Genomic DNA, 18,332 nt, shown 5'->3' on the forward strand with positions numbered 1-18,332 from the left:
TATTCACCAAATATAAAGAGTTGGCTTAATCTGCTGCTTGTATAGAACTTAATGAAAAAACTATTCTTCTTCATCTGCCTGTTATCTATTCCTTCCTTCCTTACTTTTGCCATTTCACCTTTGCAAAAAAAGAGTCAAACCATTGTTATTGCAGCGCAAAGCAATGTTAGGATTAAATATGGCGTAGAAAAACTTTCTAAGGCGCTTAGCCTGGCTGGTTACACTGTAAAAGTGCTTTCGCAGGATAAGGTGCCCGGAGGAAAAGGACTAATTGTAATTGGTGTGGAAGGAGAACGTTTGCTTGCAGATAAAAAACTTTCTGCCACAAAGCCTGTAACACAAGGAGTAAAAGAAGGTTTCGGGATCAGTCATTTTTCCGGTAAAGGGATTGTAGTTAAAGGGACAGATTATTCAGGTGCTTTATATGGCTGCATGGAATTGGCAGATCAAATTAAAGCACAGGGAAAAGTTCCTGAAGATATTTCATTGACAGAGCAGCCGGAAATGGTATTACGCGGTACCTGCATTGGGATGCAAAAGCCAGATTACCTTCGCGGGAGGGATGTATATGAGTATCCTTATACGCCGGAAAGTTTTCCCTGGTTTTATGATAAGGAGTTGTGGGTTAAATACCTGGATATGATGGTAGAAAACCGTTATAACTCACTATACCTGTGGAACGGTCATCCATTTTCTTCTTTGGTGCGCCTTAAAGACTACCCGTATGCGGTAGAAGTTGACGATGCTACCTTCGCAAAAAATGAAGAGATCTTTAAATTTCTTACTGCAGAAGCAGATAAACGCGGCATCTGGGTAATCCAAATGTTTTATAATATTTTAATTCCTAAGCCATTCGCAGAAAAACATGGCTTAAAAACACAGGATAGAAACCGTCCAATCCTGCCCTCAATTGCAGATTATACACAAAAATCTATTGCCGCTTTTGTAGAGAAGTATCCAAACGTAGGTTTAATGGTTGCTCTGGGAGAGGCTATGGAAGGTGTGGGTCAGGATGATATTGACTGGTTTACTAAAACAATTATTCCCGGTGTTAAAGATGGATTAAAGGCTGCAGGGATAACCCATGAACCTCCAATTGTTTTAAGGGCCCATGATACAGATGCACCTGCTGTAATGAAGGCCGCATTGCCATTATATAAAAATTTATACACCGAAAATAAGTTCAATGGCGAGGCCTTAACTACGTATCAGCCGAGGGGTAGCTGGGCTGAACTCCATAGAAAACTGAGTGCTGTTGCTCCGGTACACATTGCTAATGTCCATATTTTGGCCAATCTGGAACCTTTCCGTTATGGCTCTGCAGATTTTATACAGAAGTCTGTACAGGCCATGCACAACATTTACGGCGCAAAAGGCTTACACCTTTACCCACAGTCTGGTTTCTGGGACTGGCCTTATACGGCAGATAAAGTTGTGGGCAGGGAATTACAGGTAGACAGGGATTGGATCTGGTACAAGGAATGGGGCAGGTATGCCTGGAATTCAAGAAGGGACAGGAGCCAGGAAATTACGTATTGGGGCAAAGAATTGGCTGGGAAGTATGGTACAGATACTATCGCTGGTAAGGAAATCCTAAATGCTTATGAAGAAGCGGGAGAAATTTCGCCCAAATTGCTGCGCCGTTATGGCATTACGGATGGCAATCGCCAAACCTTAACCCTGGGTATGCTGATGACCCAGCTGATTAATCCATTTCGCTACGGTTTGTTTACCTTGATGTATGAATCTGAAGCGCCGGAAGGAGAAATGATTATAGAATATGCAGAAAAGGAATGGAAGAAACAGGGCCACATTGGCGAAACACCTGTCCAAATTGCCAAAGAAGTAATTGAGCACGGACGTAAAGCAATTGAGTCTATAGAGAAGGCTGCCCCCGGCGTAACCAAAGACAAGGAAGAATTTGAAAGGTTAAAAAATGACATGTACTGTTACGATGCCATGGCAAATGCCTATGCAGAAAAAGTTAAAGCGGCGTTGTGGATTTTAAGGTTCAAGTATTCTCATGATGTTGCAGATTTGGATAAAGCAGTACCTTTTCTTCAAAAAAGTCTGGAGCAATACACCAAACTTGCCGCGTTCACAGAAGATCATTATCTATATGCTAACAGCATGCAAACCAAGCAACGTAAAATCCCGATGCGTGGTGTAGATAAGACCTTTATTCACTGGAGAGAAATGGTTCCGGTATTTCAAAAAGAATTGAGCCATTTTACTCGGAGCATTGATTCTTTAAAGTCAAGTAACCTGGCGGCAGAAAAAACTGTTCCTTTTAAAAATGCGGAAGTAAAAATACTTTGGGGCACAGAAGGTACGTATACCCTCGCTAAAAATGCAGTGGTTTTTGCTGATACAGCGGCTACCGTTAGTCTTGTTACCCAGAAGCTGAGCGGATTAAAGGCTTTGAAAGTTTCAAAAGCGCAACAAATTGCCTCGGGAACAAAAATCAGGTTTAGTACCTCAAAGCCGGTTAAATTATTGGTTGGCTTTTTTACCGAAAAGAGCCGCACAAACCTGACGCCGCCAATTCTGGAAATTGATGCAAGCGCAAATGATTACGGACAGGCAGAGATTAAAATTTCCAATGCCGTTGTGGTAAAAGATTTTGGCCCTGTAAATGTTCATGCTTATTCCTTTATACCAGGGATACATACGTTAACCCTGGCGAAAGGCGCATGTTTGTTACTTGGATTTATAGACGATAAAGAGGAGATTCGCGTTTTCAATGCAGGTCTTGATGGCAAAGGGAAAGATATTGACTGGTTGTTTGAATAACATGATGGTAAGGAAAAATATAATGGCAATTGCACTATTCCTGATTTTGGGAACCGGTGCTTATGCCCAACAGAAATTAGTTTCGGGAACAGGAAAGCTTAAGCAGTATGTAGATTATTTTAATGCTATAGATACAGAAGCGGTAAAGAATTTTGTTCCGAATTCGGAATCATTTGAATGGCTGTCTCAAAATGTTCCTTTGTTGGAATGTCCTGATGAAGTGATTGAAAAGAATTATTACTATCGCTGGTGGTCATTCCGCAAGCATCTGGTAAAAACTCCTGAAGGATTTATTTTTACGGAATTTATTGAGCCGGTAAAACACGCAGGTAAATACAATTCCATCAGTTGCGCCGCCGGACACCACATCTACGAAGGGCGCTGGTTAAAGAACACCAGTTACCTGCAGCAATATATAGATTTTTGGTTTTACAAGGCTGATGTTGGACAATCTAAACAACGTTTCCACCAGTTTAGCAGCTGGATAGATGATGCCATTTATCAGAACTTCCTGGTTAAGCCTGATCAGGAATTTGTAAAGCGACTTTTGCCTGCAATGGATGCGGATTATACCAAATGGGAAGAGCAGCGTAAGCTACCTAATGGTTTGTTTTGGCAGTTTGACGTTAAAGACGGCATGGAAGAATCTGTTAGTGGTTCTCGTAAAGACCAGAACATGCGGCCAACCATTAGCAGCTATATGTATGGCAATGCTGATGCTTTGGTAAAATTGGCTGCCATCAGCGGAAATGATACTCTTGTAAACAAATACAAACTGAAGGCTGCAAAACTAAAAAAGCTTGTTCAGGATAGCCTTTGGGACGGTAATGAAACTTTTTTTAAAACCAAACTGGCCAAAGGTGGCTTTGCAGGAGCCAGGGAGGCCATTGGTTTTATTCCATGGGCTTTTAACCTGCCGGCTGACCGTGCTGATTATGCGAAAGCATGGAGCCAGGTATTGGATACCGCAGGTTTCAACGCGCCCTGGGGTTTAACTACCGCAGAGCGGAGAGAGCCTACATTCAGAACCAGGGGAACAGGACATAGTTGTGAATGGGATGGTGCATTATGGCCATTTGCAAGTTCTCAAACTTTAAAAGGCATGTCTAACTTACTGAGCAATTATAAAAAACATGGTGAAATGAACACAACTGTTTTTTATAAGGAGCTGCGTAAATATGCTGCATCGCATCAAAAGAATGGCAAGCCATACCTGGGCGAGTACCAGGATGAGAAGAATGGGGAATGGCTTAAAGGTGATAATCCGAGAAGCAGTTTTTACAACCACTCCACTTTTTGTGATCTGGTCATCAATGATCTGATTGGTTTAAAGCCAAGGGCAGACAATGCCATTGGTATTTATCCTTTGTTGCCAAAAAATCAGTGGGATTGGTTTCTGCTGGATCAGGTGTCTTACCATGGCAAGATGCTTACTATACTTTGGGATAAGACAGGGAAAAAATATAACAAAGGAAAAGGATTCCACATTTATGCAGATGGGAAAGAAATCTATACCTCAGGTAGTTTAAAACCCGCTATAATTACATTGTAATCTATTTAACTACACATGAAACTTTATAAAAATACGATAACGAGTACACTTTACAGATTAATGCTAGCTGTTGCTGTGTGTACAATGGCAGTTTTTTCCAGTGAAGCAAGCGCACAGCAGTATTATAATGTACTTAAATACGGTGCAAAAAATGATAGCAGTAAACTGGCTACAACAGCTATTAAAAATGCCATTGAGGCAGCTTCGAAAGCCGGTGGTGGCACTGTTTATTTCCCCGCTGGGAAATACCTGACCGGTGCTATACACCTGAAAAGCAACATTACCATTTTTATTGACGCAGGTGCGGAACTTCATTTTAGTGATAATTTTGACGATTACCTGCCAATGGTAAAAAGTCGTTATGAGGGCGTGGATGTAACCAGTTTTTCTCCCTTATTTTATGCTTATAAAGCTGAGAACATCACGATTATGGGCCGCGGGATAATAGATGGACACGGTAAAAAATGGTGGGATTTTGTAGAAGGGTATAAAGAGGGACAAGCGCGTTCAAAATGGCAGCATACTTTTGATGGTTTAAATAAAGATATTCTGTTGCCCGATGATCCCAGACAAATGAAAAGGGGCTTTTTACGTCCCCCTTTTATCCAGCCTATGTTCTGTAAAAATGTATTGATAGAGGGAATTACCATTAGGAATTCGCCATTCTGGACCGTTAACCCGGAGTTCTGCGAAAATGTAACGGTACATGCTGTAACCATCAATAATCCACATTCACCAAATACAGATGGCATCAATCCAGAGTCCTGCAACAACGTGCACATTTCCAATTGCCACATCAGCGTAGGTGACGACTGTATCACCATCAAATCTGGTAAAGATGCACCGGGAAGGAAAATGGCTACTCCTGCACAAAATTATACCATCACCAATTGTACCATGTTATCAGGACACGGCGGTGTTGTGATTGGCAGTGAGATGTCTGGCGATGTGAAAATGATTACCATTTCCAACTGTGTTTTTGACGGTACAGACCGAGGCATCCGCATTAAAACTGCCAGGGGCAGGGGAGGTGTGGTAGAAGACATCCGTGTGGATAACATCGTCATGAAAAACATCCGCCAGCAGGCCATTGTACTTGACATGCAATATGCCAAATCAGAGGTAGAGCCTGTATCTGAACGTACGCCAAGGTTCAGGAACATTCATTTCAGCAACATTACCGCCCAGGCCAACCAGGCAGGATTTATCAACGGTATTGAAGAAATGCCTATAGAAAATATCACGTTTAATAACATGAATATTGATGCGAAAAGAGGCTTTACCATAAGGGAGGCTAAGAACATCAGGTTTCAGCAGTTTCAAATTACTTCCGAAATAGGTCCTGCAATTGACGCTAAAAACGTAAAGCAGTTTACCATTGACGGCGTTGTTAAGGATTACTAATTAATACTAAATGAGGTGTTCACAGTTTATTGTACTTTCCCTGTTTGCCTGTTTATTGCTCAGCAATGTAGTTTACGGTCAGGATCAAAACACACTTTGGTACACTAAACCTGCAGAAAAGTGGACTGATGCCTTGCCAATTGGCAACGGCAGGATAGGCGCGATGGTTTTTGGTACCATAGCAACCGAGCACCTTCAGTTTAATGAACAGACGCTTTGGACTGGCGGACCTCGCGATCCCAATCATAAGGGAGCGTCAAAGTACCTGCCTCAAATCAGACAACTACTTGCCGATGGAAAGCAGTCTGAGGCAGAGAACCTGGCAGCAGAGCATTTTATGGGTATTAAAACAGCCGCTGGAGATAAAGAGCAGTGGTTTAAGGCCATGCGCGCCTTACAAGGCATGGTCGGCAACCCCGCACTTGAAAAGTATGATGATCGCTCCTGGAAAGAAATAGCTGTACCTAGCTATGAGGGATGGGAACAGGTGGGTTTAACAGATGTAGATGGTGCAGTTTGGTTTAGAACAACCATTGATGTACCTGGAAATTGGTTAGGTAAAAATCTTGTACTCGACTTAAACCGTGTCAGAGATCAGGATTTTACTTATGTAAATGGGGTATTGATTGGCAATACGGACGGAACAGCTGCCAGAAAATATACCATACCGGCAAAGCTGATTAAAAAAGGCATAAATACCATTGCTGTACAAGTGCTTAATTACTTTGATAAGGGTGGAATTGCGGGATACAAGGATACCAAAAGGCATATTGGTGTTTATCCGGAAGGAGAAAATATAAATGAGGGGATCTCGCTGGTTAAATCCTGGAAATATAAAATTCAAGACAATGAACCTCCTGCTGTAGCACAGTTTCAAGCCAGTTACCAGCCCTTTGGTGATTTGTACCTGGACTTTAAGCTGCCAAAGGCTGTGCCGCTTCATTATAAAAGATCATTGGACTTAAGCACTGCCCTGGCCCGGACTTCATTTGAGCTTGCTGGTGTAAATTATGTGAGGGAGTATTTCGCCAGTCAGCCAGATCAGGCCATTGTCATTCGGCTCAATGCCGATAAAAAGGGCAGGATCAGTTTCAATGCAAGATTAATCAGCCCACATCATTATGCTGTACTTAAAAAGATTGATCCTCATACCGTAGCACTTTCCTTTCAGGTTAGCAACGGGGTTTTAAAAGGTGAAAGCAGGTTGCGGGTTCTTGTAAAAAGCGGTACAGTTCAAATTAAAGGAACTGAATTGAGCATTAGCAATGCAGATGAGGCCACACTTTACCTTAGCGCAGGAACCAATTTTGTAAATGATCATAATGTAACAGCGAAGCCTGATGTACAGTGCATTAAAGCACTAGCCGGACTTAAATCTAAATCTTATCAGCAAGTAAAGGCTGCTCATGTAAAAGAGTACCAGCAGTATTACAATCGTTTTGCGATTGATCTAGGAAAAGGGGAACATGAAAACTTACCTACTGATGAAAGGATAGCTTTATTTTCAAAATCTAATGACCCTTCATTTGCTGCCTTATTTATGCAATATGGCCGTTACCTGCTCATTTCCAGCTCAAGACCAGGTTCAGTAGAACCGGCAAATCTTCAGGGCATTTGGAACGATTTGCTAACACCACCCTGGGGTAGTAAATACACCACCAATATAAACCTGCAAATGAATTACTGGCCCTCAGAGGTACTGAACCTTTCAGCGATGAATGGGCCTTTGTTCCATAAAATAAAAGCATTGGCTGTTAAAGGTGCTGTTACTGCTCAAGAACATTATGCGGCTAAAGGATGGGTGCTGCACCATAATACGGATATATGGAATGCTACCGCACCCATTAACGCCTCAAACCATGGTATTTGGGTTTCGGGTGCAGGCTGGTTAAGTCAGCACCTGTGGGAGCATTACTTGTTTACAAAAGATCAAAAGTTTTTGGCTGAAGAGGCTTACCCAGTCATGAAACAGTCGGCAGAATTTTTTCTTGATTTCCTGACTAAAGATGCCAAAACTGGATGGCTGATTAGCAGCCCTTCAAATTCGCCTGAAAACGGAGGTTTAGTGGCGGGTCCCACAATGGATCACCAGATTATCCGTACGCTGTTTAGAAATTGCATTGCCGCGGGTAAGGCCCTGGGCACAGACGCTGCATTTAGTCAAGTACTGGAAGATAAAATTGCGCAGATTGCACCGAACCAGATTGGAAAATACGGACAGTTGCAGGAATGGTTAGAAGACAAAGACGATACCACCAATAAACACAGGCACGTGTCTCACCTTTGGGGTGTACACCCTGGAAATGACATTACCTGGAATACTCCAGAGCTGATGAAAGCAGCCAGGCAATCGCTGATTTATCGGGGAGATGAAGGTACAGGCTGGAGTTTGGCATGGAAAATTAATTTCTGGGCCAGGTTTAAAGAAGGCGATCATGCCATGAAAATGATTAACATGTTGATTAGTCCGGCGGCTACCGGGGGAGGTGCTTACGTCAATCTGTTTGATGCTCATCCTCCCTTTCAAATTGATGGTAATTTTGGTGCGGCGGCGGGTATAGCCGAAATGCTGGTACAAAGTCATACAGGACTGATTGAATTGTTGCCAGCTTTGCCCTCTGCTTTACCTTATGGAGAAGTTAAAGGCTTATGTGCCCGTGGTGCTTTTGTACTCGATTTTGGCTGGAACAATGGAAAGTTGCAGCATTTAAAAGTGACTTCTTTAGCGGGGGGCAGTTGTAAACTTAGTTACGGAAATAAAACAGCAGTTCTGGAAACCACAAAAGGTGCAACGTATACACTTGACGGAGATTTAAAATAATGAATAGGGTATTGAAAGTTTTAATGCTTGGTTTTTTCCTGCTTTTTGCTGGTCAGGACTTTGCTCAGGAGAGAGTAAGAAAAGATATTTTACTAAAATACGATTGGCACAGTGTGGCTGACGATCAAAAAGATGCTTTTACTGGATTTGAAAATCCCTCGTTTGAGGAAAAAAACTGGAAACGTGTTGATGTTCCGCACAATTGGGACCAGTACGAAGGCTACCGCAGAATGTTGCATGGCAACAGACATGGCTATGCCTGGTACAGGCATACTTTTACTACCGTAGAAAAAAAGCCCGGTAAACGTTTCTTTCTTTATTTTGAAGGGGTGGGCTCTTACGCTACCGTCTGGTTAAATGGAAAGAAAGCAGGTTATCATGCGGGCGGACGAACCACTTTTACAATAGATGTAACCGATATCATTAAATTGAACGGGCAGTCCAATGTACTGGCTGTTCGTGCTGATCACCCGGCAAATATCCAGGATCTTCCATGGGTTGATGGAGGTTGTTCTACTGAACGCGGTTTCTCTGAAGGTTCGCAGCCAATGGGGATTTTTAGGCCGGTCCATTTAATTGTGACCAATCCGGTTCGGATTGAGCCTTTTGGCGTGCATATATGGAACGATGAAAAGGTTTCCGAAAAGTCGGCAGTGCTTAACATGACAACCGAGTTCAAAAATTATTCCGGGGTCACAAAAGACATTACTGTAGTCAACCAGTTGTTTGACAGAGCTGGAAAAAAAGTTGAAGAGTTAAAGACGGCTAAGAAGGTCCTTGCGGGTGAAGCAGTAGTGGTTGCACAGCAGACCTCCCTGCTTAAAAATCCAACTTTATGGTCTTTGGAAAATCCCTATCTATATACTTTAAAAACGCTCATTACCGAGAGTGGTAAAGTGGTCGATGTATTACGTACCCCTTATGGAATTCGCTGGGTCAGCTGGCCTATTGGCAGCACCGTTAACAATAAACAGTTTCTGTTAAATGGTAAGCCGGTATTCATTAATGGCATTGCAGAATACGAACACCTGATCGGTCAAAGTCATGCCTTCAATTATGAGCAGATAGAATCAAGGGTAATGCAGATTAAAGCCGCCGGTTTTAACGCTTTTAGGGATGCACACCAGCCACATAACCTGTTGTATCAAGACTATTGGGATAAACTAGGGATTTTATCCTGGACTCAAATGGCCGCCCACATTTGGTATGATACGCCAGAATTCAGAGCCAACTTTAAAAGACTGCTTACGGATTGGGTAAAAGAAAGAAGAAACAGTCCTTCTGTGGTTTTATGGGGACTGGAAAACGAGAGTACGCTGCCAGAAGATTTTGCCAGAGAATGCACAGCACTGATTCGTAAACTTGATCCTACAGCCTCATCGCAGCGAAAAGTAACTACCTGTAATGGTGGAAAAGGGACAGACTGGGATGTGCCTCAAAACTGGACAGGAACATATGGTGGTAACCCGCTGGATTATGCAAAAGATGTAGAACGCCAGGTGCTGATTGGTGAATATGGCGCATGGAGAACGCTTGACTTGCATACCGAAGGGCCTTTTGTACAGAACAGTGCCTACAGTGAAAATAACATGACGCAGCTCATGGAGACTAAAGTTAGGCTTGCTGAGTCGGCGAAAGACAAAACTGCGGGACATTTTTTCTGGTTGTTCAGCTCACATGACAATCCGGGTAGGGTACAGGGCGGAGAAGGGATGCGGGAACTTGACCGTATTGGCCCCGTAAATTATAAAGGTCTTTTTACACCATGGGAAGAGCCATTGGATGTATTCTATATGTTTAGGGCTAACTACGCACCTAAAACTACGGAGCCCATGGTTTACCTGGTTTCTCATACCTGGGCAAACAGATGGATGAAAGCGGGCAAAAAGGACAGCATTACCGTATATTCAAACTGCGATGAAGTAGAGCTTTTTAATGATGTTAACGGAAGCTCACTGGGTAAAAGAACCCGCAATGGTATTGGGACCCATTTTCAGTGGGATGCTGCAGATATACGTTATAACGTACTATATGCCGTTGGTTATATAGCCGGAAAGGCAGTAGCGAAGGATTATATTGTATTGAACAATTTGCCACAGGCACCTGGTTTCAGCAAATTTTATGCAGGTGCTAAAAATGTAACTGCTGGAGAAAAAGGTTACAACTATATTTATCGCCTCAATTGTGGTGGCCCGGAATATAAAGACCACAATGGTCAGGTTTGGTCGGCCGACAGGCAATTACAAGGCGATAATGCTTTTGGTTCTTCTTCATGGACGGCAGATTTCCCCGGCATTCCTGCTTTTTTTGCGAGTCAGCGTAGAACATTTGATCCTATTGCCGGCACAGAAGACTGGAAGCTTTTTCAAACTTTCCGCTACGGACGTGACAAACTAAACTTTAATTTTCCTGTACCGGACGGTGAATATCTAGTAGAATTGTATTTTGCTGAACCCTGGTTGGGTACAGGCGGGGGACTGGACTGTAAAGCTATGCGGCTGTTTGATGTTGCTATCAACGGAGAAACCAAATTGAGAAATGTTGATATCTGGAAAGAAGCGGGGCACGATGCGGCGCTGAAAAAAACAGTTCGTGTAAAGGTTAAAGGGGGGCGTTTGTTAGTTTCTTTTCCTACGGTAAGGTCAGGACAGGCTTTGATTTCGGCCATTGCCATTGCCAGTACAGATCTAACCTTAAAGCCAGCACCAGAAAGTCCTTGCTTAATTGAAGAATTAACCGGTACGGGATTAACTGCAAAAACCTGGATGGATATGGGCGATCAGCAGTATTCAGATCAGGATGTACAGTTCCATTCGTTGCCTTCTAATTTATATGGTGCCGAATGGATCCAGACTGCTGGTACATCGGCTGATGTAAAGTTTAAACTACATGCTGATGCTGATGTTTGTGTAGCCTTGTCTGTTGCCATACCGCAAAAAACTGCTTGGTTAAACGATTATGAAGACACAAATACCTTTATTGAAAATAATAAAGGGAATAAATTCCGGGTGTACCGAAAGCGCTACCTGAAAGGACAGCAGGTTATACTGGCAGAAAATGGCGCATCGGCAGAGATGTATACGATAGCTGTATTGCCTGTTAGTAACCTGCAACCTGCATTCGATTTAAAAACTGTAAGCAGTTATAAGGCCACAAAGGCCAGCTTATCTGGCGCTGCCGTAAAAGAAGTACTCATAGAGAAGGAGCGCGTAACCTTCAAAAAACCAGCTGGAGCTGCCATAGAATGGACCATATCTGTAGGGGTTGCCGATACTTATTCTTTGACCATCAAATACCATAACCCGTTTGAGCATACTTTAAAAGGCAAGCTGGAGTTTTTAACGGCAGATGGGATTGTGATGAGAACTGTAGAGGATATTGAGTTTAGCAGTACCAAAAAAGGGAAGTGGAATTATTTCAATAGCAGTACCGGGAGTATGGTAAATGCGGGAACATATAAAGTACGGTTAACAGCAGTTTCTGCAGAAGGATTGAGCCTTGATGCGCTGGATGTGCAATAGAAGATTTGTAATACGGTAATATCCTACAATAGATAGCCAAAATATTATATTAATATAGGTGTCTACGCCATGATATTTGTTTTAACCAATTTATAATCCATCCGATAACCAAATGAAGGGTCTTCCCATTTTTGATTTAGCTATTATAGTCGTTTACCTTATTGGGATGATTTTGGTTGGGATTTATTTTTCCCGCAAAAACAAGAACTCGGAACAGTTTACTAAAGCATCAGGCCGGATTCCGGGTTGGGCAATCGGGATGTCTATTTACGCCACTTTCCTAAGCAGCAATACCTTTCTGGGCGTTCCTGGTAAAGCTTTTGGCGGAAACTGGAATGCTTTTGTGTTTAGCATCTCTATGCCACTTGCCGCCTGGGTAGCCTCAAAATACTTTGTTCCTTTTTACAGGGGTACAGGTGAAATTTCTGCCTATACTCATTTAGAAAACAGGTTTGGTTCATGGGCCAGAACTTATGCCGTAGTCTGTTTTTTACTGACCCAACTGGCCAGAATGGGCTCTATTTTTTTCGGTATTGCGCTAAGCTTACAGGCACTTACAGGCTATTCTATGTCTATGATTATGATTATAATGGGGATATGTATCATTATATACACGGTGTCGGGCGGAATAGAAGCGGTAATCTGGACAGAAGTAGTGCAGGCAGTAGTAAAAACTTTTGGTGCCGTGCTGATATTGTATCTTATTATCACAAATATGCCCGGAGGCGTACCTAAAATTATGGAGATTGGAAAAGCCGACCACAAGTTTAGTTTAGGTTCTTTCTCTCCTGATTTTGTAGGTTCTTCTTTCTGGGTGGTATTGTTATATGGTTTTTTCATCAACCTTAACAATTTTGGGATGGACCAGAATTATATCCAGCGTTACCATACGGCCTCTTCTTCTAAAGCGGCATCCAAATCCATTTGGTTGTGTGTATGGTTATACGTCCCGGCTTCATTGATGTTTTTTATTATAGGATCATGCCTGTATGCGTATTACGATGTGCATCCTGAACTGGTTGCTGTGATTAAACACCAGGTAGCCCTGGAGCGCTTACCTTTAAATGCCTCGGCAGCACAAGTGCTGAGTATGGAAAACTCGCTGTTGCCTACCGATTACGGCGATAAGATTATGCCTCATTTTATGGTGACCAAAATACCGGTAGGATTGGTTGGCTTAATTGTTTCGGCCATACTTTCGGCAGCAATGAGCACCATTAGTTCTGGAATGAATTCTTCCGCAACTGTTTTTACGGTTGACATTTATAAGAGATACTTTAAACCTGAGATCACTGATAAAGAAAACTTGTTTTTGCTGCACCTCTCTACCGTAGGTTTTGGCTTATTGGGAATGGGAGCGGGGATTGCCATGATTGGGGTAAAGAGTATACTAGATGTATGGTGGGAATTGTCAGGGATTTTTGCAGCAGGAATGCTGGGGCTCTTTTTACTCGGCATTGTAAGCCGGCAAACAAAAAATCACGAAGCCTTGCTGGCCACAATGGTTGGGATTGTGGTGATTTTATGGATGACTTTTTCTCCCCACATTTCAGATACTTATGCATTTTTACGTAGTCCGCTGCATAAAAATATGATCATAGTAGTAGGTACACTCAGTATATTTTTGGTGGGAATCCTTTTAACAAAACTCAAAAACAAAAATTTAAAATCGGCAGATTGAAGCACTGTTGAGGCTTAAGCCAGAAAATTCAAAATATTTAAGAAACTTATAGAAAATTAGAAATGGAAAACTCATCTAAAGGGTTCATCCCGGTAATGCTCACGCCTTTTTCTGCGAACGGAAATATCGACTATGATGCACTAACTCAGCTTACTGAGGTTTATTTACAGGCTGGCGCCTCCGGATTATTTGCCAATTGCTTGTCAAGCGAAATGTTTGAATTGAGCGATGAAGAAAGGCTGCAGGCCATTAGGCATGTCATCAAAATAACCAATGGTACGGTACCCGTGGTTGCTACAGGAACTTTTGGCGGCGCAATAGGAAAACAAGCCGATTTTGTAAAAAGGGTAAATGACCTTGGTACCGAGGCGGTAATTGTAATTACCAGCTTGCTGGCTGCAGAAAATGAAAGTGACGAGGTTTTTGATGGACGCGTATTCGATTTGCTGGATCAGACAGAAAAAATTCCGCTGGGCTTTTATGAATGTCCCGTGCCCTATAAGCGTGTTTTAAATGCCGCGCAGTTAAAGTCATTTGTAGATACAGAGCGGGTAATTTACCACAAAGATACCTGCCTGGACCTTGATGATATTAAAGCGAAGCTAAGTGTTACCCAGGGACATAAATTTGGCCTGTATGATGCCTATATGGGACATGCTGTGGCTTCTTTAAAGGCTGGGTCGGCAGGATTATCTTGCATTCAGGGCAATTATTTTCCGGAGCTCATCACCTGGCTGTGCCAGAACTATAATGACGAGGCACTGGCGGATGAAGTGCAAAGGGTACAACAGTTCCTGATTGACAACATGGATGTGATGCACAATGTGTATCCGGTAGTTTCCAAATACTTTTTGCAGCGAAGGGGATTGAACATCTCCACTTTTACGCGCAGGGATGTGGGTACATTTACCACTTCTATTGTTAAGGAAATAGAGACGCTTTTTGCAGATTATACCTTGCTTAAAGACGATTTAAATATCCGTTTATTCTTGTAATGCATTGCCTGTCATTTTGAAATGAGGGGGCTCGTCATCTCGAAATGAGGCACGATTGAGAGATCTATTATGCGATAGATAGATCTCTCCTCGCTATGCCCGTTCAAGATGGCGGCAAGAAAAATTACTCATTCAGGTATTTTCTTTTGTAGTTTAAAGGCGTCAATCCAGTAACCTTTTTAAAATGGCGGTAGAAATTGGATACGTTGTTGAAGCCACAATCAAAGCAAATCATCTCTGTAGGTAGTTTGTTTTCAATTAAAAAGCGGCAGGCATGACTTACCCTGATTTCAATTAAAAAGTCGTAGTACGTTTTTTTAGTCATTAATTTAAAGTAACGACAGAAAGAGGTAACGCTGAGGTTGCTTAAGGAAGCAATTTCCTCCAGGCTAATGTCTTTTTTGTAATTCGCTGAAGTGTAATTCCAGATTTTGTTTATCCGCAAGGTTTCTGACTCATTAGACTGGTAAAAGGCGTTCTTTCCATTTACGATGGTCTCGTATTCATCAGTCTCAGCCAGTGCCTTTAATATCGACAGCAGGATAATAATGCGGTCAAGATTGGTGGCTTCTACTGCCGATTTCATGAGTTTGGCCAATTTGCTTTTTGCTTTTCCTGTGATGAGCATACCACTTTTTGCTTTTTCAAAAAGTTTGGGCAGGAGGTAGGCTTCGGGAAGATTTAAAAGGTAATCACCAAGACAATCCGGTAAAAAATGGATCACCATAGCCTCGATATTTAAATCAGGATTTCCCTGAAAGTATTCTTCCTTACAGCGCCAGGTATGTGGAACATTTTGGCCCAATAAGATCATTTCATCAGGAACAAAGTTGCTGATGTTGTCTCCTATGAAACGAACACCTTCACCTTTAATGATATAGTGGAGTTCAAGTTCAGGGTGGTAATGCCAGATGTTTCCAAAATCAGGCTTAATGTCATGCCGAATGCTGAAAGAGCTTTGCAGCGTAATAGGTACTTTGTGGAAATGAGGTTTCATGGGTGTGTGTTGCTGTTTTTTCGCTTCAGCTTGGTTTTCAAGTGTTTTACATTTAAAAGTTCGGCAATATGGCGGGCTTCAAAGGTATAGTGATTTATGATAATATCCTATATTAATTTGGTAAAAATTATGATAAAATAGTAATGCCGAATGTGGAGTTTTGTACGTGCCTGAATGGTACCAACCAAGATATAAACCAGCGATGCTTTTCTGGTAGAAAAGTAATTGTATCTGATAAATATGGAAAAAAGGGTAAACAAAGAAATTTTATTGGTCTCCAGCGGTGATTTGCGTTTATCAGCTAATCAAAGTTGCTGGGCTGCACAGGAGCAAATGGAAAGCCAGTTAACTGCTGCATTGGCCAACCTGGGCTGGACTGTAAAACGTGCACATCCTTACGATTCTGTTAAGAAACATGGTTTTATTGATTCCCAGCGAATGGGAATGGATATCTTTAGAAATATAGATCCTGAGCAGCCACTTATCGTGGCAGAAAGTGTTTGGCAATATTCGCATCATGTACTTGCTGGTTTAACCACACATCGTGGCCCAATCTTAACATTAGCAAACTGGAGCGGTCAATGGCCAGGACTGGTAGGTATGCTCAACCTAAACGGTTGTCTTACCAAGGCAAACGTTACCTACAGTACTTTATGGACTGAAAATTTTAACGACGACTTTTTTATTAGAGGATTGGAGCAGTGGCTGGAATCTGGAACCATTGGACATGACCAATCGCATGTAAGGCCTTTTGATCTTTCCCTTATTCCTTCTGCTGATGCAGAAAAAGGAATCAGCTTCGCAAAAGAGCTGCGTGATAAAAAAGTAATCATGGGTGTTTTTGATGAAGGTTGCATGGGAATGTATAATGCCATTGTGCCCGATGAACTTTTACATAAAACAGGTTTCTTTAAAGAACGCCTTAGTCAGTCGGCACTTTATGCTGGTATGACCAGGGTTAAAGATGAAGAAGCAGAAAAAGTGCTGCAATGGATGTTGGATAAAGGCGTTCATTTTAACTGGGGTTCTCAACCGGAAACAGAATTGACCAGGGCACAGACCTTAGATCAATGTAAAATGTACATTGCTGCCGTTCGCATAGCTGCTGAATTTAGCTGTGATACCATCGGGATTCAATATCAGCAAGGCTTAAAAGACCTTACGGTAGCAAGTGACCTTGTAGAAGGACTATTGAATAATCAGGACAGACCACCGGTATTTTCAGAAACAGGAGTAGAGTTGTATGCGCAAGAAGCTTTGCCGCATTTTAACGAAGTTGATGAATGCGCAGGTTTAGATGGATTGGTGACCTATAATCTTTGGAGATCGCTTGGTTTTGCGGGAGAAAACACATTGCACGACATTAGATGGGGTGAACATTATAAAGGTCAAAGTATAGATGACTTTGTATGGTTGCTATTGATATCAGGTGCAGCACCTGCGGCCCACTTTATTGATGGTTATGCAGGAGCAAGCAGTGAAAGGCAGCCGCCGATGTATTTCCGTTTAGGTGGAGGTACACTTAAAGGCATTAGCAAACCAGGTTTCATTGTTTGGAGCAGGGTATATGTTATCTATAATGAATTGCATTGTGATCTTGGCGTTGCTGAAGTTGTAGCATTGCCGGCCGAAGAAACAGAAAGACGTTGGAATGAAACAACGCCTGAATGGCCAATTATGCACGTGGTACTTAAAGGCATTACGCGCGATCAAATGATGGCGAGACATAAAGCCAATCACATACAAGTTGTGTATACAGATACAGAAGCAGGTGCACATGAAGCGTGCCGTATTAAGGCAGCTGCCTTAAATGAACTTGGCCTCAAAGTCCATTTCTGCGGAGAGGTAAACTAATCAAATAAAATACTTAAATTTAACTAACCAAATCATATACCTATGAAAAGATATTGCATCGTATTGTTTTTATGCTGCTGCCAGGCAGTTTCATTTGCACAAAAAAACACAAGCCCAAAAGAAGATCGTGAAGCATACGTAAAGGTAATTACTGAGCGTGCTGGGAAAATAGTAGCCAAAATGGATCTTGCAGATACTGTTAAGGCAGCTAAGGTGACTGTGATCATCAGAGACCAATACAGTAACCTTAATGACATCTATGATGAACGCAATGCCAACATCAAAGAAATTAAATCAAAAAACGAAGGTGATAAAGTAGCCATTGAAAATGCATTGAAAGAGCAGAATGTTGAAGTTGACAAGAAACTGAACAAACTGCACAAAAAGTATTTGGCTAAACTCTCTAAACAATTGAGCGATGAGCAAATTGAGCAAGTAAAAAATGGTATGACTTATAATGTAATGCCTAATACTTATCAAGCTTATCAGGATGAACTTTTGAACTTAACAGAAGCTCAAAAGAAACAAATCTATACCTGGTTAGTTGAGGCCCGTGAGCATGCTATTGATGCTGAATCTTCAGATAAGAAACATGCCTGGTTTGGAAAATACAAAGGTAAAATCAATAACTTTTTATCTGCCGAAGGCTATGACCTAAAAAAAGAAGGTATAGAGTGGGAGAAAAGAAGAAAAGCTTCAGCACAGAATAAATAA

10 protein-coding genes are annotated in these 18,332 nt (G+C 42.0%); 9 read left to right on the top strand and 1 reads right to left on the bottom strand.

All coding sequences use genetic code 11. The features are described from left to right. Nucleotides 1-51: 51 nt before the first annotated feature. The 7 genes from LPB86_RS13895 (at nucleotide 52) to LPB86_RS13925 (ending at nucleotide 14,767) form a co-directional block, all read left to right on the top strand. On the top strand, nucleotides 52-2,793 hold the full coding sequence (locus LPB86_RS13895; RefSeq protein ID WP_230644934.1) for a hypothetical protein: 2,742 nt from the start codon (nucleotides 52-54) through the stop codon (nucleotides 2,791-2,793). Nucleotides 2,794-2,815: 22 nt separating this feature from the next. Next, nucleotides 2,816-4,345: a glycosyl hydrolase family 65 protein gene (locus LPB86_RS13900; RefSeq protein ID WP_230644936.1), complete on the top strand. Its 1,530-nt coding sequence runs from the start codon at nucleotides 2,816-2,818 to the stop codon at nucleotides 4,343-4,345. 15 nt (nucleotides 4,346-4,360) lie between these two features. Then, the gene (locus LPB86_RS13905; protein WP_230644938.1) at nucleotides 4,361-5,749 is read left to right on the top strand and encodes a glycoside hydrolase family 28 protein; all 1,389 of its coding nucleotides are present in this window, start codon (nucleotides 4,361-4,363) and stop codon (nucleotides 5,747-5,749) included. A gap of 10 nt (nucleotides 5,750-5,759) precedes the next feature. Beyond that, nucleotides 5,760-8,570, top strand: coding sequence for a glycoside hydrolase N-terminal domain-containing protein (locus LPB86_RS13910; protein WP_230644940.1), 2,811 nt, complete (start codon nucleotides 5,760-5,762; stop codon nucleotides 8,568-8,570). Then, entirely contained in the window at nucleotides 8,570-12,091 is a 3,522-nt protein-coding gene (locus tag LPB86_RS13915; RefSeq protein WP_230644941.1) for a malectin domain-containing carbohydrate-binding protein, read from the top strand. The genes LPB86_RS13910 and LPB86_RS13915 overlap by 1 nt, the downstream gene beginning before the upstream one ends. A gap of 112 nt (nucleotides 12,092-12,203) precedes the next feature. Continuing rightward, nucleotides 12,204-13,772, top strand: coding sequence for a sodium:solute symporter (locus tag LPB86_RS13920; RefSeq protein ID WP_230644943.1), 1,569 nt, complete (start codon nucleotides 12,204-12,206; stop codon nucleotides 13,770-13,772). A gap of 62 nt (nucleotides 13,773-13,834) precedes the next feature. After that, nucleotides 13,835-14,767, top strand: coding sequence for a dihydrodipicolinate synthase family protein (locus LPB86_RS13925; RefSeq protein WP_230644945.1), 933 nt, complete (start codon nucleotides 13,835-13,837; stop codon nucleotides 14,765-14,767). Between the two features lie 124 nt (nucleotides 14,768-14,891). On the opposite strand, the gene LPB86_RS13930 is transcribed toward LPB86_RS13925, so the two are convergent. Further along, nucleotides 14,892-15,764, bottom strand: coding sequence for an AraC family transcriptional regulator (locus LPB86_RS13930; protein WP_230644947.1), 873 nt, complete (start codon nucleotides 15,762-15,764; stop codon nucleotides 14,892-14,894). A gap of 240 nt (nucleotides 15,765-16,004) precedes the next feature. On the opposite strand from LPB86_RS13930, the gene LPB86_RS13935 reads away from it, so the two are divergent. Then, nucleotides 16,005-17,618, top strand: coding sequence for a fucose isomerase (locus tag LPB86_RS13935; protein ID WP_230644949.1), 1,614 nt, complete (start codon nucleotides 16,005-16,007; stop codon nucleotides 17,616-17,618). 42 nt (nucleotides 17,619-17,660) lie between these two features. After that, a complete protein-coding gene (locus LPB86_RS13940; RefSeq protein ID WP_230644951.1) occupies nucleotides 17,661-18,332 on the top strand; it encodes a DUF3826 domain-containing protein in 672 nt (223 codons plus the stop codon).

The organism is Pedobacter sp. MC2016-14, from assembly GCF_020991475.1.
Lineage (GTDB): Bacteria > Bacteroidota > Bacteroidia > Sphingobacteriales > Sphingobacteriaceae > Pedobacter.